The following is a 19,915-nucleotide window of genomic DNA, read 5'->3' on the forward strand; positions in this document are numbered from 1 at the left end:
GGGTGTTGTCCACGAAGTTGGTGATCAACCAGTTCAGATTCTGCGCCGCCTGGCTCATCGGGCTCACACTAACGCTCCTGCTGGTGAGTGGGACCGACATCGAAGCTGCCGGTGTTGCCGGAACCTGCCTGACGTCCCTGCTGGATACCGCGCCGCAGGTTCGTCAGACGGCCCCGTACGTCGTCGGGCGCCCGGGAGACCTGCGGACCGGACTGCTGCGGCTGCTCCTGCGCGGTACCCGGCACCAGATTGGCACGCGGGACCCGGCGGGGCAGGCCGGAGGTGGTGACGCCGCCGGCCGCGGGCTTGCGCACCCGCTCGGCCTGGCGGACGAGTTCGTCGTTGGGTGTCGTACGCCAGCTGCCGGTCGTCGACGCCGCGTCGGACCCACGGCTCTGGCCGTTGCTCCGACCCGGTCCCTGGGGGTTGCCCTGACCGGAGTGGGGCGGCATCGACGGGGCCGGGCGGCCCTGCGGGGGCTGCTGCGGCCGCTGCTGCGTCGGTACGACCGGGGTGGGCATCGTCTGGTCGTGCGCCGGGAAGCGGTCACCGCCCGGACGGCCCTGGCCCTGGTTCGGGCTCTGGCCCCGGCCCTGGCCCTGGCCCTGCATCGGGCTCTGGTTCGGGCCCTGGCCCTGGTTCTGCCCGCCGCCCTGGCCCTGGTTCGGACTCTGGCCCTGGCTCGGGCCCTGGCTCTGGCCCTGGCTCGGGCCCTGGTTCTGCCCGCCGCCCTGGCCGGGGGCCTGCTGGGCGCCGTTCTGGCCACCGTCCTGCTGGCCGTGGAACCAGTTGGTCTCCAGCGTGTCGTACAGCGGCGTCCGGCCATCGCCCGGGCCACCGGCCGGCGGCAGGCTCCCCGCCGGCCGGCGCGGGGCGCCGAACTCGGGGCGCGGGAACGGCGCCGGGGGCGTCGGCTCCTGCGTACCGGGGCCGCCCTGCGAGTCGTTGAGGTCCGGGCGCGGGCCGTCGAAGTCGGGGCGCGGGAACTCGGCCGTGGAGTCGGGGCCCTGGCCCGCCGACGGGCGTGGGTACTGGCCGGACACCTCGGCGGGCTCCTCGTGGCCGCGCGGCGCGTCCAGCGGGGAGCGCTGGGGCGACGGGGCGCCCTGCTCGTTGCCCCAGCCGGCGTTCTGCGGGCGCTGGGAGCGCTGCCGGCCGGAGCCGGGCAGCTCGGCGCGCGGGCCGCCGGACGGCGGCAGCTGCTGCTGTCGCTGCCCCTGGCCGCCCCGGCCGGCCTGGCCACCCTGGTCACCGGCAGCACCCTGGTTGCCCGGGGAGCCCTGCCACACGTCGGACCGCGTCGGGATGCCACCCTGCGCGCCCTGCGCGGGGGACCCGCCCTGGCGGTCACGCCCGTCGCCCGAGTCGCCGAACGCGCCCGCGAACCCGGCGCCCTGGCGCTGCGGGTCCTGCTGGCCGCCCCGGCCGGGCTGCCCGCCCTGGGGCCCGCCGAGCAGGCCGCCGCCCTGCGGGGCACCCCCGCCACGGCTGCCCGGCTCGTCGCGGCCCGGCAACGCGCCCCGGTTGCCCGAACCGGCGCCCACCTGGCCACGTGAGCCACCCGGGGCGGCACCGAGCCGTCCCTGCTGGCCGCCGCCGGGGCCGCCCTGGCCGCCGGGCAGACCTGGCCGCCCGCCACCGGGCATCGCACCCGGACCGCCGGTCAGCCGGCCGCCCGGAGCGGAGCCGCCCTGCGGCAGGCCGCCCTGGGCACCCTGCCCACCGGGACCGGGCTTGCCGGGCTTCCTGCCGCCCTGAGTGACGTCCACAGGCAGCATGACGAGCGCGGTCGTACCGCCCGAGTCGGACGGGCGGAGCTGGATCCGGATGCCGTGCCGCAGCGACAGGCGGCCGACCACGAACAGACCCATGCGGCGGGAGACGGAGACGTCCACGGTCGGCGGCGACGCCAGCCGCTCGTTGATCGCGGCGAGGTCCTCGGGAGAGAGGCCGATACCGGTGTCGTGGATCTCGACGAGCACCCGCCCGTCGGGCAGTGCGTGACCGGTGACGCGCACCTTGGTCTGCGGCGAGGAGAACGACGTGGCGTTCTCCAGCAGCTCGGCGAGGAGGTGCACGAGGTCGTTGACGATGCGGCCGGCGACCTCGGTGCCCGGGACGGAGGCCAGCTCGATGCGCTCGTACTGCTCCACCTCGGACGCGGCGGCGCGGAGCACGTCGACGAGGGGCACGGGCCGGGTCCACCGGCGGCCGGGCTCCTCACCGGCGAGGACGAGGAGGTTCTCACCGTTACGGCGCATACGCGTGGCGAGGTGGTCGAGCTTGAACAGCGAGGACAGCTGGTCCGGGTCGGCCTCGCGGGACTCCAGCTCGGAGATGAGCGAGAGCTGACGCTGAATCAGACCCTGGGAGCGGCGCGAGAGGTTGGTGAACATCGCGTTGACGTTGCCCCGGAGCAGGGCCTGCTCGGCGGCGAGGCGGACCGCCTCGCGGTGCACGTCGTCGAAGGCCGCGGCCACCTTGCCGATCTCGTCGCGCGAGTGCACACCGACGGACTCCACGGACGTGTCGACGTCCTGCGGGTCCGCCTCGGAGAGCTGCTTGACCAGCTGGGGCAGGCGTTCCTGAGCGACCCTGGTCGCGGTGTCCTGGAGCCGCCGCAGCGACTGGATCATGGAGCGGGCCACCACGAAGGCGCCGATCAGGGAGACGCCGAGGACGAGGATGATCAGCGCACCGTTGATGATGGCCTCGCGCTGCGCCTCCTGGCGCAGCTCACGGGCCTTGCTCTCCATCTGGCCCAGCAGGTCGGCCTCGATGATCTCCATGGCGCGGAGCTTGGTCTCGGCCTCGTCGGTCCAGTCCAGGAAGGTACGGGGCTGCGCCACCTCGATGCCCCCCGTCTCCCGCAGCACGCGGTCCGCGTACTGGTCCGCGGCCTGGATGGACGGGTTGCCGGTGTTCAGCGGCGACAGCAGGCTGGTGGCGTCGCCGCCCGCCGACTCGTAGATGGAGCGGAACGACTTCAGCGACGCGTTCTCGTTGACGCGGGCGTCCTCGGCGTACTGACGGTCGATCTCGTTGAGGTTGGTCTTGCCGCCGGTGGTCTTCGGCAGTGCGGCGGCGATGACGGCCCGCTGCATGGAGGCGTACTCCTTGGCGGACGAGAACGCCGCCAGCGCGCGGGTGCGCTTGATCATGTCGGGGTTGCTGGTCGCCTGGGCCATGTCCTGGGACAGGGTGAGCAGCGACTCGATCAGCCGGTTGTACTTGCCGACCGTCGCGGAGGACATGCGGTTCTCCGCGTACGCGCTCTTGCGGATCGTCCCGAGCGTCACGACCTGGTTGGCGATCTGCGTGACATTGGCGCGGATACTCGCCAGCGCCTCGTCGTCCTGGGTGTCGCCGATCTCGTCGGTGGCGTTGAGGAACGCCCGCTGGGCCGAGTCGGTCTTGTCGCGCGGCCCCTTGATCTTGAAGTCGGTGACCTTGACGTCGTTGGCGATCGGACCCGCCGACAGGTCGCGCTCCTCCTGGAGCGCCTGGGCGAGGTGGTGCGCCTCGCGGGTGAGCTTGGTGAGCAGCTGCATATGGTCCAGCTGCTCCATGTTCTCCATCGACTCCTGGATGCGGAGTCCGCCCAGCGAGGTCGCGGCGACCACGGGAAGGGCGAGGAGGGAGACCAGTCGTGTGCTGATGCGCCAGTTGCGCAGGGCTATTCGGGAGCCCGTGTCGCCGGGCGTGGGGGCCTGCGGCTCCTTCGCCGCCTTGGCGGACTTGGCGGACTTGCCGGACTTCTCGTGCCTGCCCGGCTTTCCGCCCTTCCCACCGCCTGCCGCACCTGCCGCCTCGGACCCGGCGGATGCCGTACCGGCAGCGCGGCCGGCGTGATCGCCGCCGTCGCCGGCGGCCGCCGGTCCCGGGTTCTGGGTGTGCTGGGGCGAGGAGCCGCGGTCGGTCCCGCCGCGCGGCTCCTGTTCCGCCGCAGCGCTGCCATCCCTCTTGAAACGTCCCTGCACTAGCGTCGCAACCTCTGGACCAGGCGTCCCTCCGCGTGAACGGAGAAGACGGTGTCGGCGTCGTGGGGGCGCGAGTGCGCCCCTATCGGTGGTCGTCTGTGACCGGCGCGGAATCCCCCCTTCCCCACCGCCGCTCGGCGCTGCCTTGCGCCCCAGCTCGCCGGTCTCCATCCGCGGCGGTGCGTGGAATTCCAGCACAGTGCCGGATCTCCAACAAGGGCGGCGTCCGGGCCCGGGCGAGGGGTCACGGCATGTGACTGGCTCCTCACATGCGGTAGAGAGTGTTCAGGGAGGAAATGGACCTTTCTGAACGAGTCGCTTACGCGTGGAGGGTGCCCCAGTCGAGATGATCAGCGGCGGAATGGATCGTTCAGTGGTGCGATGTCCGTTTTCGACACCTCATTCGACTGTCTGAAATGCCGGACTTGGGTCGCCCGTGGTGAGGAAACTCACATGCCCCTCACAGGCTGTTCACGGTAATGGCGGGTAACCCGATGTTTAGCCTGACGCTTTACAGGGATGGGCAATCCGTCAAGGGCGGCCCCGCCGCCCCACCCGAGCCGAGCAACCGAGGTCTGAAGCCACCGTGAAGACGACGATCACGATCCGCAACATCGCCAACCCCCGCCGCACCACCCTCGCCCACCTGGCGGACGCCGCCGAGCTGGCCGGCGGCGTACAGCGCGAGCACTCGGCCGACCTGCCCACCGTCACCGCCAACCCCCGCCGCACCACCCTGATGGAGGCCCCGGTCCCCGCCGGACAGTGACCGCCGGGCGGGTGCTCCCGCGTTAGCCTGGAGCGTCAGACTCCAGCAAGCTCAGTGAGGGGCACACGCATCCGTGCGCATCGCCAGGTTCTCCATCGACGGCAATGTGGCCTTCGGCGCGGTCGAGGGTGAAAGCGCCCCAGGCGCAGAGGGTCTCGTCCTCGACATCATCAAGGGTATTCCGTACGCCGACTTCGAACTGAGCGGTACCAAGGTCCCGCTCAGCAAGGTCCGGCTCCTGCCGCCCGTGCTCCCCAACAAGGTCGTGGCCATCGGCCGCAACTACGCGGAGCACGCGGCGGAGCTCGGCAACGAGGTCCCGGAGGTGCCCGTCGCCTTCTTCAAGCCCACCACCTCGGTGATCGGCTCCGGCGACGCCATCGAGTACCCCTCCTTCTCGAACGACCTGCACCACGAGGCCGAGCTCGCCGTCGTCATCGGCCGCATGTGCCGTGAGGTCCCGCGCGAGCGTGTCAAGGACGTCGTCTTCGGCTACACCTGCGCCAACGACGTCACCGCGCGCGACGTCCAGCAGCGCGAGAAGCAGTGGGCCCGCGCCAAGGGCTTCGACACCGCCTGCCCGCTGGGCCCCTGGGTGGAGACCGACCTCGACCCGAGCGACCTGACCATCCAGTGCACGGTCAACGGCCAACAGCGCCAGCTGGGGCGTACGAGCGAGATGGTCCGCTCCGTCGAGGACCTGGTCGTCCACATCACCGAGGCCATGACGCTGCTCCCGGGCGACGTCATCCTCACCGGCACCCCCGCCGGAGTCGGCCCCCTCACCGTCGGCGACGAGGTCGCCGTCACCATCGAAGGCATCGGCACTCTCACCAACAAGGTGATCAAGCGTGGCTAACGCGATCCGCGTACGTTTCTGTCCCTCTCCGACCGGTAACCCCCATGTGGGCCTGGTCCGCACCGCCCTGTTCAACTGGGCCTTCGCCCGGCACCACGGCGGCACCATGGTCTTCCGCATCGAGGACACCGACGCGGCCCGTGACTCGGAGGAGTCGTACCGGCAGCTCCTCGACTCGATGCGCTGGCTCGGCCTCGACTGGGACGAGGGCCCCGAGACCGGCGGCCCCCACGCGCCGTACCGCCAGTCGCAGCGCATGGACCTGTACAAGGACGTCGCCGACAAGCTGCTCAAGGGCGGCTACGCGTACCACTGCTACTGCACCACCGAGGAGCTGGACCTGCGCCGCGAGGCCGCTCGCGCCGCCGGCAAGCCCTCCGGCTACGACGGCCACTGCCGCGACCTCACCGCCGAGCAGATCGCCGCTTACGAGGCCGAGGGGCGCGGCGCCATCGTCCGCTTCCGTATGCCGGACCAGCCGATCACCTTCCGCGACCTGGTCCGCGGCGAGCTGACCTTCACCCCGGACAACGTTCCGGACTACGGAATCGTCCGCGCCAACGGCGCCCCGCTGTACACGCTGGTCAACCCGGTCGACGACGCGCTGATGGAGATCACGCACGTGCTGCGCGGCGAGGATCTGCTGTCCTCCACCCCGCGCCAGATCGCCCTCTACAAGGCGCTGATCGAGCTGGGCGTCGCCAAGGCGATCCCGGAGTTCGGCCACCTCCCGTACGTCATGGGCGAGGGCAACAAGAAGCTCTCCAAGCGCGACCCGCAGGCGTCCCTGAACCTCTACCGCGAGCGCGGCTTCCTCCCCGAGGGTCTGCTGAACTACCTCTCCCTCCTGGGCTGGTCGTTCTCCGCCGACCAGGACGTCTTCACGATCCCCGAGATGATCGAGAAGTTCGACATCACGGACGTCAACGCGAACCCGGCCCGCTTCGACCTCAAGAAGGCCGAGTCGATCAACGCCGACCACATCCGCATGCTGGACGTGAAGGCGTTCACGGCGGCGTGCGAGCCCTGGCTGCGCGCCCCGCACGCCCCCTGGGCGCCGGAGGACTTCGACCAGGCCGCCTGGGAGGCCATCGCGCCGCACGCCCAGACCCGCCTCACGGTCCTGTCGGACATCACGCAGAACGTCGACTTCCTCTTCCTGCCCGCCCCGGTCGAGGACGAGGCGTCCTGGCAGAAGGCGATGAAGGGCGACCCCGTGGCGCTCCTCACCACGGCCCGCGCCAAGCTGGAGACCGCGGACTGGACGAGCCCCGAGTCCCTCAAGAACGCCGTCCTCGCGGCCGGCGAGGAGCACGGTCTCAAGCTCGGCAAGGCCCAGGCCCCGGTCCGCGTCGCGGTCACCGGCCGCACGGTCGGACTGCCCCTCTTCGAGTCCCTGGAGATCCTGGGCAAGGAGAGGACCCTGACCCGCATCGAAGCGGCCCTGGCCAAGCTGGCAGCGGCGTAGGCCCGTCTCGTACGCCCCGGGGGCGGCGGGGCCCGGCCAGGGCCCGCCGCCCCCGTCCCGTTCCCGGAAAGGCGAGGCCGGAGCGGCCGTCGGCGGTACCTTCGGGACATGGCCATCCGCGCCGTCCTCTGGGACATCGACGACACGATCTTCGACTACGCGACGGCCGACCGGGCCGGCATGCGGCGCCACCTCCGAGACGAGGGGCTCACCGGGGCGTTCAGCGGTGTGGAGCAGGCCCTCGCGCGCTGGCAGGAGGCCACCGCGGAGCACTGGGCGCGGTTCTCCGCCGGGGAGGTCTCCTGGGACGTCCAGCGGCGCGACCGGGTACGGACGTTCCTGGGCGTACCCCTCGGCGACGAGGAGGCGGACGCCTGGTTCGAGCGGTACCTGGCGCACTACGAGGCCGCCTGGGCGCTCTTCCCGGACACCGTCCCCGTACTGGACCTCCTCGCCGGCGACTACCGGCACGGCGTCCTGTCGAACTCCTCCCTCCACAACCAGGACCGCAAGCTCCGCGTCCTGGGCGTGCGGGACCGGTTCGAGGCGGTGGTGTGCGCCGCGGACATCGGGGTGTCCAAGCCCGAGGCCGCCGCCTTCCATGCCGCGTGCGACGCCCTCGGACTGGCCCCGCGGGAGGTCGCGTACGTCGGTGACCAGCCGGACATCGACGCCCGGGGAGCCGCCGACGCGGGCCTCCTCGGCGTGTGGCTGGACCGCCTCGGTCTCGGCGGCCGCCCCGAGCTGCCCCGGATCACCGCACTGGACCAGCTCCCGGCGCTGCTCCGCGCCGATACCCGTTTTGGAGCGCCGGACTCCTTCGGGTAATGTTCTTCCTGCGCCGAGGGGAGCAGGGCCGGAAAGCCCGAAACCCGGAAGCGCAAGCCGAACAAAATCTCCCTCGGGGTTGTGTTCCGGTGGCCTATGGTGTAATTGGCAGCACGACTGATTCTGGTTCAGTTAGTCTTGGTTCGAGTCCAGGTAGGCCAGCTCGCAGAGCTCATCTGCAAAGCCCCCGTTGTGTAGCGGCCTAGCACGCTGCCCTCTCAAGGCAGTAGCGCCGGTTCGAATCCGGTCGGGGGTACAGATCCTTCCCGCGAGGTTCATCAGGGTCGCACCCGATGAACCTCGATGCAGGATCGCTAGGGCCCCCGTTGTGTAGCGGCCTAGCACGCCGCCCTCTCAAGGCGGTAGCGCCGGTTCGAATCCGGTCGGGGGTACCAACTGGTCTAGACCACCAGTGGCCTATGGTGTAATTGGCAGCACGACTGATTCTGGTTCAGTTAGTCTTGGTTCGAGTCCAGGTAGGCCAGCAGGATCGCGCAAGTGATCCACGCCCCCGTTGTGTAGCGGCCTAGCACGCCGCCCTCTCAAGGCGGTAGCGCCGGTTCGAATCCGGTCGGGGGTACAGAACGAGGAGGCCCTCCCCAGCAGGGGAGGGCCTCCTCGTGTTGGGGCCACACACAACTACGGCCCACCGCTGCGGCGTTGAAGCGGTGAGCCGAAGTCGGCAGAAGGATCATGGACAAGTACGGGGCGAGGGCTCAGCTCGACCGGCGCAGCGCCTCCGACAGGCGCCCGGCCGCGTCGATGACCGCCTGGGCGTGCATACGGCCCGGGTGGCGGGTCAGACGCTCGATGGGACCCGACACGGACACGGCGGCCACCACGCGGTTCGACGGGCCCCGTACGGGCGCGGAGACCGACGCGACGCCGGGCTCCCGCTCGCCGATCGACTGGGCCCAGCCACGGCGCCTTACGCCCGACAGGGCCGTCGCCGTGAAGCGGGCGCCCTGGAGGCCCCGGTGCAGCCGCTCCGGCTCCTCCCAGGCCATCAGGATCTGCGCGGAGGAGCCGGCCTTCATCGTCAGCGTCGAACCCACCGGAACCGTGTCCCGCAGACCCGACAGCCGCTCGGCTGCCGCCACACAGATACGCATGTCGCCCTGGCGACGGTAGAGCTGGGCGCTCTCGCCCGTCACGTCGCGCAGATGCGTGAGCACCGGGCCCGCCGTGGCCAGCAGGCGGTCCTCACCGGCCGCGGCGGCCAGCTCGGCCAGCCGCGGGCCCAGGATGAACCGGCCCTGCATGTCCCTCGCCACCATCCGGTGGTGTTCCAGTGCCACGGCCAGCCGGTGGGCCGTGGGTCGTGCGAGCCCTGTCGCCGCGACCAGCCCGGCGAGGGTGGCCGGACCGGACTCCAGAGCGCTCAGTACCAGAGCTGCCTTGTCGAGAACGCCGACGCCGCTAGAGTTGTCCATGCAACGATACTCACGTCTCACTCTGTGAAACGCAAGTTCAATTTTTCCGGGATCTTGCCAACCTGTAAGGGCGACCCGGGATCCACGGGTCCGCTGTCGGCGTCCGGAACGTGGAATCACGGGGAGATACGGGCGTGGGCGCACATATCTCTAGATCGCCGGCACACCACGCCGGCCGGAGGGAAAGCGATGGGTAGGACACTCGCGGAGAAGGTCTGGGACGACCACGTCGTCCGGCGCGCCGAGGGCGAGCCCGACCTCCTCTTCATCGATCTGCACCTGCTGCACGAGGTGACCAGCCCCCAGGCCTTCGACGGCCTCCGCAAGAGCGGCCGGCAGGTGCGGCGGCTCGACCTCACCATCGCCACCGAGGATCACAACACCCCGACCCTCGACATCGACAAGCCCATCGCCGACCCCGTCTCCCGCGCCCAGCTGGAGACCCTGCGCAAGAACTGCGCCGAGTTCGGCGTCCGACTGCACCCGCTGGGCGACGTCGAGCAGGGCGTCGTCCACGTCGTCGGGCCCCAGCTGGGCCTGACCCAGCCCGGCACGACCGTGGTCTGCGGCGACTCCCACACCTCCACGCACGGCGCCTTCGGCGCGCTGGCCTTCGGTATCGGCACCTCCCAGGTCGAGCACGTCCTGGCCACCCAGACGCTGCCCCTGGCCCGCCCGAAGACCATGGCGATCACCGTCGACGGCGAGCTGCCCGACGGCGTCACCGCCAAGGACCTCATCCTGGCGATCATCGCGAAGATCGGCACGGGCGGCGGGCAGGGGTACGTCCTGGAGTACCGGGGCTCCGCCATCGAGAAGCTCTCGATGGAGGCCCGCATGACCATCTGCAACATGTCCATCGAGGCCGGCGCCCGCGCGGGCATGATCGCCCCGGACGAGACCACCTTCGCCTACCTCGAGGGCCGCGCCCACGCCCCCCAGGGCGAGGACTGGGACGCCGCCGTCGCCTACTGGAAGACCCTCAGGAGCGACGACGACGCCGTCTTCGACGCCGAGGTCGTCATCGACGCCGCCGAACTGTCCCCGTTCGTCACCTGGGGCACCAACCCCGGCCAGGGTGCCCCGCTTTCGGCGTCCGTCCCCGACCCGGCTTCGTACGAGGACGCCTCGGAGCGCCACGCCGCCGAGAAGGCCCTGGAGTACATGGGTCTGACCGCCGGGCAGCCGCTGCGCGACATCAAGGTCGACACCGTCTTCGTCGGCTCCTGCACCAACGGCCGTATCGAGGACCTGCGCGCCGCCGCCTGGATCCTGGACGGCCGCAAAGTCGCCGACGGCGTACGCATGCTGATCGTCCCCGGCTCCGTCCGGGTCGCCCTGCAGGCGGTCGAGGAGGGCCTGGACAAGGTCTTCACCGGCGCCGGAGCCGAATGGCGTCACGCCGGCTGCTCCATGTGCCTCGGCATGAACCCCGACCAACTCGCCCCCGGCGAGCGCTCCGCCTCCACCTCCAACCGTAACTTCGAGGGGCGGCAGGGCAAGGGCGGCCGTACCCACCTCGTCTCGCCGCAGGTCGCCGCCGCCACCGCGGTCCTGGGCCACCTGGCCTCCCCGGCCGACCTGTCCGACGCCTACGTCACCACTCCCGCGGGGGTCTGAGGAACCATGGAAGCCTTCACCACGCACACCGGCCGCGCCGTCCCGCTGCGCCGCAGCAACGTCGACACCGACCAGATCATCCCCGCCCACTGGCTCAAGAAGGTGACGCGGGACGGGTTCGAGGACGGGCTCTTCGAGGCCTGGCGCAAGGACCCCGAGTTCGTTCTCAACCGCCCCGAGCGGCAGGGCGCCACCGTCCTGGTCGCCGGCCCCGACTTCGGCACCGGCTCCTCCCGCGAGCACGCTGTCTGGGCCCTGCAGAACTACGGCTTCAAAGCCGTCGTCTCCTCGCGCTTCGCCGATATCTTCCGCGGTAACTCGCTGAAGAACGGCCTGCTCACAGTGGTCCTCGACCAGAAGACCGTGGACGCTCTGTGGGAGCTGACCGAAGCCGACCCGACCGCCGAGATCACCGTCGACCTGGAGAGCCGCCAGGTCCGCGCCGAGGGCATCACCGCCGACTTCGAACTCGACGAGAACGCCCGCTGGCGGCTGCTCAACGGCCTCGACGACATCAGCATCACCCTCCAGAACGAGGCTGACATCGCCGAGTACGAGACCAAACGCCCCTCGTACAAGCCGCGCACCCTTCCCGTCTGACCTCGAGGGCCCCAGTCGGCCCGGCTTCCGAGCGACACCCCGGTGCCCCCGGCCGACCCCCGGCCGGGGGCACCGCCGTATCCACCTCGCGGACGCCCGAAACGGTGCCCCGCAGCCACCTTCCGCTGGCGTGAAAACGCCCATCCGACCGCCTGGAACGGTGGCCCCGCCGCCATCTGGCTGATGTCGCGCGCCGCCCTCCGAAACCGCCCGGGAACCCCCGCCAGGATGGTCGAATCGACCCCCAACTCGGTTTGGAGCGCAGGCTGTTGGGCACGCGACCTGTGCCGTGTGAAAGGCGGCCGGACAGGCCCCGAAATGCCGCTGGAGCAAGCCAGTTACCCCCAACGGAGGCGACAACTCGCCCCAGATGGCACAATCGGTGCATGGAACGCGACAGCCAACTCGAGCTCTACGAGGCAGTCGCAGCCCGGCTGAAAGAAGCGCACTCCCGAGTGCGCGCACTGCAAGTCCCGGAGGGCGTAAGGATGGCGCTGTCCCGGAAGCTGTTGGTCATCACGGCCGCGGCGAAGCACGATCTCGCGGACGCGGCAAGGCGTCTGGACCGGTTGATGAAGGACCTCGACGAGGGCCGATTCCCTGAAGGGGACTGACCACCTGGAAGACCGCAGACGGCTACTGCGTTGCGGCACAAGGGTGATTAGCCCGTTTCGTGTTTGATTTGCGGTATATATCTGCCTAACGTGCGAAAAAGCTTGAACACTTTCGTTCCGGCAATGTCTCCGAAGGGGAAGACGTGAACAAGGCGCAGCTCGTAGAAGCGATTGCCGACAAGATGGGCGGCCGCCAGCAGGCCGCCGATGCTGTCGACGCGGTACTCGACGCGATCGTCCGTGCCGTGGTCGGCGGTGACCGGGTCTCGGTCACCGGCTTCGGCTCGTTCGAGAAGGTCGAGCGTCCGGCCCGGTACGCCCGCAACCCGCAGACCGGCGAGCGCGTACGGGTCAAGAAGACCTCCGTTCCGCGCTTCCGTGCCGGTCAGGGCTTCAAGGACCTGGTGAGCGGCTCCAAGAAGCTGCCCAAGGGCGGCGAGGTCGCCGTCAAGAAGGCCCCGAAGGGCAGCCTCACCGGCCCGACCGCCACCGCCGCCAAGAAGGCCGCCGCGAAGAAGGCCGTGGCCAAGAAGGCCGCCGCGAAGAAGGCCGCCCCCGCCAAGAAGACCACGGCGAAGAAGACCGCGCCCGCCAAGAAGGCCGCGGCGAAGAAGGCCACCCCCGCGAAGAAGGCGGCGCCCGCCAAGAAGACCACGGCGAAGAAGACCGCGCCGGCCAAGAAGGCCACCGCCAAGAAGGCGCCCGCGAAGAAGACCACGGCGCGCAAGACGACGGCCGCCAAGAAGACCACCGCCAGGAAGAAGTAAGCGGCGCGGCAGCACGGAGCCACTCACAGAACCACTTACACGCGGGGCCGGACTCCCACCCGGGGAGCCCGGCCCGCGGTGTCTTCGCGCGCTCGCCGTACGCGGGTCAGAGCGTCTGCAGCGTCACCAGGGTGATCCGCAGGGCCTCGCCCCGCCCCTCCGTCTCGATCCGCACCCGCTGCCCCGGGCGGAGCAGCCGCAGCCCGCCCGCGTCGAACGCCTCCGCGCCGAACTCCACCGGGGTGCCGTCGTCGAGCAGCACACTCCCGCTGCGGGTCTCGGGGTCGTACGTGAACGCGGTCGCCTGCATGGACGGCAGCCTATCCCGCTACCCGGCCGTGCCCGCGTCCCGCCCTCCTCCGAGCCCCCGGCTCCGACCGAGCAGTGGACACCCCCGTCGCTCCGCCGTACGAGGCCCCACGCCCAGCGCCAGAGCCGCCCGCAGATCCTCCGCCGTGTCCACGTCCCGCCGCACCGAGGCCACGTCACCGAGCCGGATTTCCGCGGCACCCGACAACAAATGCCGCCGCCGCGAGGGGCCCCCGAAACCGGGACACAATTCAATTCCCGGCGCCGCCGACAGGAAAGTTGTGCCTATATCGGCGGCATCCGCCAGAAAGGCCCGCGGAAAACGCCCCGCCGCCGCCAGCACCCGCCCCAGCTCCGCCGGACGCAGCGCCGGGAGGTCCGCGTTGAGCGTGGCCACCGCCGCCCCCGGCCGCCGCGCCCGCACCGCCTCGGCCCCGTACACCAGCGCCGCGTTGAGCCCCGCCGCCGGGCGGTCGGGCACGGTCCGGGCTCCCAGCGAGCCCAGCGACAGTGCCGCCACGCGGTCGTCCGTGACGACCACCACATCCCGTACCGCCTCGCAGGCCAGCGCCGCCGCCACCGTGTCCTGCGCGAACGCCAGCGCGAGCCGCCGCCGCTCCGCCGGGCCGAACGCCCCCGCGAGCCTGCTCTTCGCCAGCGCAAGGCGCTTCAGCGGAACCACCAGCGACCATGGCCCGGCCACCGCGCCCACCCCGCCGGCCGAATCGGCCGGTTCTCCCTCCGTGTCCATCCGGGCCATTGTGGCGCGGCCGCGCCACGACCCGGAGAGCCGCCCCGGAAGGCGGGGCGTACGGTGTTCTCGACAGACCCGGGGCATGGGGCGACACTTGACCCCCGGCAAGACGAGTACCACTGCAGTCCCACAGGAAGGTGTCCGAGTGTCCCGCCGCAGAATCGGCTTCTGGTACCGCCTGGCGGCGGTCATCGCTAAACCGCCGCTGGTGGTTCTGTTCAAGCGGGACTGGCGCGGAATGGAGCACATTCCGGCCGAGGGCGGATTCATAACCGCCGTGAACCACAACTCGTACCTCGACCCCTTGTCGTACGCGCACTTCCAGTACAACACCGGGCGCGTACCGCGTCTGCTGGCGAAGGCCGGGCTCTTCAAGGTCGCATTCGTCGGCATGATGCTGCGCGGCACCGGCCAGATCCCCGTCTACCGCGAGACGACCAACGCCCTGGACGCCTTCCGCGCCGCCGTCGCCGCCATCGAACGGGGCGAGTGCGTGGCCTTCTACCCCGAAGGCACCCTCACCCGCGACCCCGACATGTGGCCCATGGCGGGCAAGACCGGCGCAGCCCGCGTCGCCCTGCTGACCAAGGTGCCCGTCATCCCCGTCGCGCAGTGGGGCGCCAACCTGGCGATGCCGCCCTACGCCAGGGAGAACAAGCTCCGCCTCTTCCCCCGCAAGACGCTGACCGTGGTGGCCGGACCGCCCGTGGACCTGTCCAGGTTCTACGGCCTGGAGCCCACCAACGAAGTGCTGCGCGAGGCCACCGAGGAGATCATGCGGGCCATCACCGCACTCCTGGAGGACATCCGGGGCGAGAAGGCCCCCGACGAACCGTACGACCACCGCAAGGCCCGGCTGGAACAGCGCCGCAGGGCCGCAGGGGAGGAAGCCAAGTGACACGCCCCGTCAAGGCAGCCGTCTTCGGGACCGGCTCGTGGGGTACGGCCTTCGGCATGGTGCTCGCCGACGCCGGCTGCGACGTGACCCTCTGGGGCCGCCGCCAGGAGATCGCCGACGCCGTCAACGCCACCCGCACCAACCCGGACTACTTCCCCGGCGTCGAACTCCCCGAGACCCTCCGCGCCACCACCGACCCCGCCGAGGCCGCCGCCGACGCCGACTTCACGGTGCTGGCCATCCCCTCCCAGACCCTCCGCGGCAACCTCGCCGCCTGGGCGCCCAAGCTGGCCCCCGACACCGTCCTCGTCTCCCTGATGAAGGGCATCGAACTGGGCACCTGCAAGCGGATGAGCGAGGTCGTCGCGGAGGTCGCCGAGGTGTCCCCGGACCGCGTCGCCGTGGTCACCGGGCCCAACCTCGCCAAGGAGATCGTGGCCCGCATGCCGGCCGCCGCGGTGGTCGCCTGCCGTGAGGAGGCCGTCGCCCAGCGGCTCCAGGCCGCCTGCCACACCCCGTACTTCCGCCCGTACACCAACACCGACGTCGTCGGCTGCGAACTGGGAGGGGCCGTCAAGAACGTCATCGGCCTCGCCGTCGGGATCGCGGACGGCATGGGCCTCGGCGACAACGCCAAGGGCTCCCTCATCACCCGCGGCCTCGCCGAAACCACCCGGCTCGGCCTCGCCATGGGCGCCGACCCGCTCACCTTCTCCGGTCTCGCCGGTCTCGGCGACCTGGTCGCCACCTGCTCGTCACCGCTGTCCCGCAACCACACGTTCGGCTTCAACCTCGGCAAGGGCATGACCCTCCAGGAGACCATCGCGGTCACCAAGCAGACCGCCGAAGGGGTCAAGTCCTGCCAGTCGGTGCTGGACCTGGCACGCCGGCACGGGGTCGACATGCCCATCACCGAGACCGTCGTCGGCATCGTCCACGAGGGAAAGCCGCCGATGGTGGCCCTCAAGGAGCTGATGTCCCGCAGCGCCAAGGCCGAGCGGCGCTGACGCCGACCCTACGAGCGGGTACGCTCATCGCGATATGAGCAGCGAGAACCTCCCCACCAGCCCCGGGCGTAAGCCGCGCGTGGCCGTCGTATTCGGCGGACGCAGCTCCGAGCACGCCATCTCCGTCGTCACGGCCGGCGCCGTCCTGAGCGCCATCGACCGGACGAAGTACGACGTGCTGCCCATCGGCATCACCACCGACGGCCGCTGGGCACTGACCGCCGACGCCCCGGAACGGATGGCCATCGCCGACCGCACGCTGCCCAGCGTCGACGACCTCGCCGAGTCCACCGAGGGAAGCGTCGTCCTGTCCGCCGACCCCACCAGCCGGGAGATCGTCTACACGGAGCCCAGCGCCGTGCCCAAGGCCCTCGGCGAGGTCGACGTGGTCTTCCCGATGCTGCACGGCCCGTACGGCGAGGACGGCACCCTGCAGGGCCTGCTGGAGCTCGCCGGAGTCCCTTACGTCGGCGCGGGCGTCCTCGCCTCGGCCGTCGGCCAGGACAAGGAGTACATGAAGCGGGTCTTCACCTCCTTCGGGCTGCCCGTCGGCCCGTACGAGGTGATCCGCCCCCGCGAGTGGGAGAAGGACCCCGCGGCCGCCCGGCAGCGGATCGTGGACTTCGCCGGCGAGCACGGCTGGCCGCTCTTCGTGAAGCCCGCCCGCGCCGGCTCCTCCATCGGCATCACCAAGGTCGACGACGCGTCCGGCCTCGACGCCGCCCTCACCGAGGCACGCCGCCACGACCCTAAGATCCTCGTCGAGTCCCTGCTGACCGGCCGCGAGATCGAGTGCGGTGTCCTGGAGTTCGAGGACGGCCCCCGCGCCAGCGCGCCCGCCTGGATCCCGCCCGTCGGCGACCACGAGTTCTACGACTTCGAGGCCAAGTACATCGACTCGGCGTCGGGCGTCGTGCCCGCCCCGATCAGCCCCGAGCGGACCGCCGAGGTGCAGCGCCTCGCCGTCGCCGCGTTCGACGCGGCCTCCTGCGAGGGCCTGGTACGCGCGGACTTCTTCCTCACCGACGACGGCGAGTTCGTCATCAACGAGATCAACACCATGCCCGGCTTCACCCCGATCTCGATGTACCCGCGCATGTGGGAGGCGACCGGCGTCGGCTACCCGGAGCTGGTCGACCGCCTCATCCAGGCGGCCCTGCGCCGCCCGACCGGCCTGCGCTGACAGGTCCGCCGTCACAGGCTCGGCGGGATCGCCCTGCCCACCGGTCCCGCGAAGTCCACCAGAGGGCCCACGTCATGGGCGAACCGCCGGTCCAGCGACACCTCCACGTACGCCTTCCGGTACGTGGAGGTGAAGCGCGGACCGTCGCCCTCGCGCGGCTCCACCAGCCAGTTGACCCCGTCCGCCTCGACGGCGTCCGCCTGTGGATCGCTCATCCTGGCGGGCCGGGCGACACCGCAGCGCAGTACGATCGCCCCGTCCCCCCACGCGGCGGTCAGGTCGGAACGCGGCTCCGTCTCGCTCCGGCCCAGGCCCGCGACCGTGTCCGGAAGCTCCTTGTGCAGCGTCCGGCAGAGCGCGGCCTCCTCCGCGTCCGGCCGGGGAACCGGGACCGACGCCCTCGCGTCCGTGAAGGAGCAGCCCGCGGCCGTCGGCAGCAGAGCGGCCACGGCGAGTGCCGCGGCCGCGGGGGGCAGGCGGAAAGACCGGTGAGAAGACTTCACCGGCTCAGCGTAGACGGGGGCTACAGGTGGACGACCGGGCAGGTCAGGGTGCGGGTGATGCCTTCCACCTGCTGGACCTTGGCGACGACCAGGCGGCCCAGCTCGTCGACGGTGTCGGCCTGGGCGCGCACGATCACGTCGTACGGACCCGTGACATCCTCGGCCTGGATCACGCCGGGGATCTTCGCGATGGTCTCGGCGACAAGAGACGCCTTCCCCACCTCGGTCTGAATCAGGATGTACGCCTGTACCACGGAACCTCCAGGGCGGCCACGAGGATCATCCTGGGCCGGAAGTACCCAGGGAAGAAAGGGACGCCACGGTACCGCGTCACCGTGGGCAGGTGGGAGACCTGCGGGGCCGGTGGTGCCCGCAGTATGGCGCACGTAAGACGGAGGTTGACGGGCCCGCCCGTCTACTCGACCGTACCTACAGCAGTGACGGCTCGCGACCGCGACCGCGACCGGGCCAGGAACGGCCGGTCGCACGGTGAGCCCACGACGACATGGAGAGGTGAACCTCGGTGAAGGGCACTGTCGGCGAGCTCGGGGAGTTCGGGCTCATCAGGGAGCTCACCTCCCGGCTCACCACCACCCCGGCCGTACGGGTCGGGCCCGGGGACGACGCCGCCGTCGTGGCCGCACCCGACCGGCGCGTCGTCGCCAGCACGGACATCCTGCTGGAGGGCCGCCACTTCCGGCGCGACTGGTCCACCGCGTACGACGTCGGACGCAAGGCCGCCGCGCAGAACCTCGCCGACATCGCCGCCATGGGCGCCGTACCCACCGCGCTCCTCCTCGGCCTGGTCGTACCCGCCGAACTGCCCGCCACCTGGCCGATCGAGCTGATGGACGGCCTGCGCGACGAGTGCCAGGTCGCCGGCGCCGCCGTCGTCGGCGGCGACGTCGTACGCGGCGACACCATCACCGTGTCCATCACCGCCCTCGGCGATCTGCGCAACCACGAACCGGTCACCCGCGGCGGCGCCCAGCCGGGCGACGTCGTCGCCTACACCGGCTGGCTCGGCTGGTCCGCCGCCGGATACGCCGTCCTGTCCCGCGGGTTCCGCTCCCCGCGCGCGTTCGTCGAAGCGCACCGCCGCCCCGAGCCGCCGTACCACGCGGGGCCCGCCGCGGCCGGCCTCGGCGCGACCGCCATGTGCGACGTCAGCGACGGCCTGATCGCCGACCTCGGGCACATCGCCGAGGCCAGCAAGGTCCGGATCGACCTGCGCTCCGGGGCCATCGACATCCCCACGCAGATGAACGACATCGGCCAGGCCGTCGGAGTCGACCCGCTCCAGTGGGTCCTCACCGGGGGAGAGGACCACGCGATCGTCGCCACGTTCCCGCCGGACGTGAAGCTGCCCGCCCGCTGGAAGGTGATCGGCGAGGTCCTCAACCCGTCCGCCCTGCCGCAGGTGACCGTCGACGGCGCGCCCTGGCACGCCCAGGGCGGCTGGGACCACTTCGGCGGCCCGTACGGGGACGACGAGTGACCCGCCAGGCGCCGCCCCGCGTACTGACCGTCGCGGGCTCCGACTCCGGCGGCGGCGCCGGCGTCCAGGCCGACCTCAAGACCATGCTCGCCCTCGGCGTGCACGGCATGAGCGTGATCACCGCCGTGACCGCCCAGAACTCCCTGGGCGTCCAGGGCGCCTGGGAGCTGCCCGCGGAGGCCGTACGCGCCCAGTACCGCAGTGTCGTCGGAGACATCGGCGTCCAGGCCGTGAAGACCGGCATGCTCGCGTCCGCGCCGCTCGTCGAGACGGTCGCCGAACTGCTGGCCGGCACGGACGCCCCGGCCGTCGTCGACCCCGTGGGCGTCTCCAAGCACGGCGACGCGCTGCTCGCCGCGTCGGCCCTGGACTCCGTACGGAAGCGGCTGCTGCCCGTGGCGACCGTCGCGACGCCCAACCTCGACGAGGTGGCGCAGCTCACCGGGGTACGCGTCGAGACGGAGGACGATCTGCGGAGGGCCGCCGACGCGGTCCTGGAGTACGGGCCGCGCTGGGCGCTCATCAAGGGCGGGCATCTGCCCGGCGACGCCGACGCGGTCGATCTGCTCACCGACGGCCGCGAGGAGCACCTGCTGCGGGCGCCCCGCCACGACAACCGGCACACGCACGGCACCGGCTGCACCCTCGCGTCCGCGATCGCCGCGGGCCTGGCGAAGGGACTGACCGTGCCGGAGGCGGTACGGGACGCCAAGGAGTACGTCACCGGGGCGATCGCGGCCGGATTCGGACTGGGCGGTGGGATCGGCCCGGTCGACCACGGCTGGGCCCTCCACCGCCCGTAGGCCTCGGACACGGCGAAAAGCC

Annotated in this window: 19 protein-coding genes and 5 tRNA genes; 18 read left to right on the forward strand and 6 right to left on the reverse strand. The window is 71.3% G+C overall.

The features are described 5' to 3' along the window. Positions 1-68 precede the first annotated feature (68 nt). Positions 69-3,980, reverse strand: a complete 3,912-nt coding sequence (locus FVS66_RS34545) for a nitrate- and nitrite sensing domain-containing protein (RefSeq protein WP_149185214.1) — start codon at positions 3,978-3,980, stop codon at positions 69-71. Positions 3,981-4,566: 586 nt separating this feature from the next. Here FVS66_RS34545 and FVS66_RS34550 point away from each other — a divergent pair. From FVS66_RS34550 to FVS66_RS34590, 9 genes are all read left to right on the forward strand, one after another. Then, positions 4,567-4,749: a hypothetical protein gene (locus FVS66_RS34550; RefSeq protein WP_149185215.1), complete on the forward strand. Its 183-nt coding sequence runs from the start codon at positions 4,567-4,569 to the stop codon at positions 4,747-4,749. A 73-nt stretch (positions 4,750-4,822) separates the two neighbouring features. Then, the gene (locus FVS66_RS34555) at positions 4,823-5,608 is read left to right on the forward strand and encodes a fumarylacetoacetate hydrolase family protein (RefSeq protein WP_149185216.1); all 786 of its coding nucleotides are present in this window, start codon (positions 4,823-4,825) and stop codon (positions 5,606-5,608) included. After that, positions 5,601-7,076 (forward strand): glutamate--tRNA ligase, encoded by a 1,476-nt coding sequence (gene gltX / locus FVS66_RS34560; protein WP_149185217.1) that lies wholly within the window; start codon positions 5,601-5,603, stop codon positions 7,074-7,076. The genes FVS66_RS34555 and gltX overlap by 8 nt, the downstream gene beginning before the upstream one ends. 108 nt (positions 7,077-7,184) lie before the next feature. After that, positions 7,185-7,904, forward strand: a complete 720-nt coding sequence (locus tag FVS66_RS34565; protein WP_149185218.1) for an HAD family hydrolase — start codon at positions 7,185-7,187, stop codon at positions 7,902-7,904. A 90-nt stretch (positions 7,905-7,994) separates the two neighbouring features. Beyond that, positions 7,995-8,066: transfer RNA gene (locus tag FVS66_RS34570), tRNA-Gln, on the forward strand. 21 nt (positions 8,067-8,087) lie between these two features. After that, positions 8,088-8,160, forward strand: a tRNA-Glu gene (locus tag FVS66_RS34575). A gap of 63 nt (positions 8,161-8,223) precedes the next feature. Then, positions 8,224-8,299 (forward strand) — tRNA-Glu (locus tag FVS66_RS34580). An 18-nt stretch (positions 8,300-8,317) separates the two neighbouring features. Next, positions 8,318-8,389 (forward strand) — tRNA-Gln (locus tag FVS66_RS34585). Positions 8,390-8,411: 22 nt separating this feature from the next. Next, positions 8,412-8,484, forward strand: a tRNA-Glu gene (locus FVS66_RS34590). A 136-nt stretch (positions 8,485-8,620) separates the two neighbouring features. Here the strand turns inward: FVS66_RS34590 and ndgR are convergent. Further along, complete coding sequence (ndgR, locus tag FVS66_RS34595; RefSeq protein ID WP_030787455.1) at positions 8,621-9,337, reverse strand: IclR family transcriptional regulator NdgR; 717 nt, start codon at positions 9,335-9,337, stop codon at positions 8,621-8,623. Between the two features lie 189 nt (positions 9,338-9,526). Here ndgR and leuC point away from each other — a divergent pair, with 189 nt between their 5' ends. The 4 genes from leuC to FVS66_RS34615 all read left to right on the forward strand — a co-directional run bounded on the left by leuC (position 9,527) and on the right by FVS66_RS34615 (position 12,938). Then, positions 9,527-10,957, forward strand: coding sequence for a 3-isopropylmalate dehydratase large subunit (gene leuC, locus FVS66_RS34600; protein WP_149185219.1), 1,431 nt, complete (start codon positions 9,527-9,529; stop codon positions 10,955-10,957). Positions 10,958-10,963: 6 nt separating this feature from the next. Next, the gene (leuD, locus tag FVS66_RS34605) at positions 10,964-11,557 is read left to right on the forward strand and encodes a 3-isopropylmalate dehydratase small subunit (RefSeq protein WP_149185220.1); all 594 of its coding nucleotides are present in this window, start codon (positions 10,964-10,966) and stop codon (positions 11,555-11,557) included. Positions 11,558-11,943: 386 nt separating this feature from the next. Next, complete coding sequence (locus tag FVS66_RS34610) at positions 11,944-12,171, forward strand: hypothetical protein (RefSeq protein ID WP_149185221.1); 228 nt, start codon at positions 11,944-11,946, stop codon at positions 12,169-12,171. 143 nt (positions 12,172-12,314) lie between these two features. Then, a complete protein-coding gene (locus FVS66_RS34615) occupies positions 12,315-12,938 on the forward strand; it encodes an HU family DNA-binding protein (RefSeq protein WP_149185222.1) in 624 nt (207 codons plus the stop codon). A gap of 106 nt (positions 12,939-13,044) precedes the next feature. Here the strand turns inward: FVS66_RS34615 and FVS66_RS36480 are convergent, their stop codons facing one another. Then, entirely contained in the window at positions 13,045-13,248 is a 204-nt protein-coding gene (locus tag FVS66_RS36480; RefSeq protein WP_149185223.1) for a hypothetical protein, read from the reverse strand. Between the two features lie 18 nt (positions 13,249-13,266). Then, positions 13,267-13,998, reverse strand: a complete 732-nt coding sequence (cofC, locus tag FVS66_RS34625; RefSeq protein WP_149185224.1) for a 2-phospho-L-lactate guanylyltransferase — start codon at positions 13,996-13,998, stop codon at positions 13,267-13,269. Positions 13,999-14,146: 148 nt separating this feature from the next. On the opposite strand from cofC, the gene FVS66_RS34630 reads away from it, so the two are divergent. The 3 genes from FVS66_RS34630 to FVS66_RS34640 are packed head-to-tail and all read left to right on the forward strand — an operon-like array spanning position 14,147 to position 17,089. After that, positions 14,147-14,899: a lysophospholipid acyltransferase family protein gene (locus FVS66_RS34630; protein WP_149185225.1), complete on the forward strand. Its 753-nt coding sequence runs from the start codon at positions 14,147-14,149 to the stop codon at positions 14,897-14,899. Then, positions 14,896-15,906 carry an NAD(P)H-dependent glycerol-3-phosphate dehydrogenase gene (locus tag FVS66_RS34635; RefSeq protein WP_149185226.1) on the forward strand — a complete coding sequence of 337 codons (1,011 nt, stop codon included), beginning with the start codon at positions 14,896-14,898 and terminating at the stop codon, positions 15,904-15,906. Before FVS66_RS34630 ends, FVS66_RS34635 begins: the two co-directional genes overlap by 4 nt. A gap of 34 nt (positions 15,907-15,940) precedes the next feature. Further along, a complete protein-coding gene (locus tag FVS66_RS34640) occupies positions 15,941-17,089 on the forward strand; it encodes a D-alanine--D-alanine ligase family protein (protein ID WP_149185227.1) in 1,149 nt (382 codons plus the stop codon). Positions 17,090-17,100: 11 nt separating this feature from the next. On the opposite strand, the gene FVS66_RS34645 is transcribed toward FVS66_RS34640, so the two are convergent. Both FVS66_RS34645 and FVS66_RS34650 read right to left on the reverse strand, forming a co-directional pair. Further along, positions 17,101-17,592 carry a DUF3515 domain-containing protein gene (locus FVS66_RS34645; RefSeq protein ID WP_149185228.1) on the reverse strand — a complete coding sequence of 164 codons (492 nt, stop codon included), beginning with the start codon at positions 17,590-17,592 and terminating at the stop codon, positions 17,101-17,103. A gap of 20 nt (positions 17,593-17,612) precedes the next feature. Next, entirely contained in the window at positions 17,613-17,846 is a 234-nt protein-coding gene (locus tag FVS66_RS34650) for an Lrp/AsnC ligand binding domain-containing protein (protein WP_149185229.1), read from the reverse strand. A 269-nt stretch (positions 17,847-18,115) separates the two neighbouring features. On the opposite strand from FVS66_RS34650, the gene FVS66_RS34655 reads away from it, so the two are divergent. Together FVS66_RS34655 and thiD are read left to right on the forward strand one after the other, a co-directional pair. Further along, entirely contained in the window at positions 18,116-19,090 is a 975-nt protein-coding gene (locus tag FVS66_RS34655) for a thiamine-phosphate kinase (protein ID WP_149185230.1), read from the forward strand. Further along, positions 19,087-19,893, forward strand: coding sequence for a bifunctional hydroxymethylpyrimidine kinase/phosphomethylpyrimidine kinase (thiD, locus tag FVS66_RS34660; protein ID WP_149185231.1), 807 nt, complete (start codon positions 19,087-19,089; stop codon positions 19,891-19,893). Before FVS66_RS34655 ends, thiD begins: the two co-directional genes overlap by 4 nt. Positions 19,894-19,915 lie beyond the last annotated feature (22 nt).

Source organism: Streptomyces sp. TRM49041 (assembly GCF_008271805.1).
Taxonomy (GTDB): domain Bacteria; phylum Actinomycetota; class Actinomycetes; order Streptomycetales; family Streptomycetaceae; genus Streptomyces.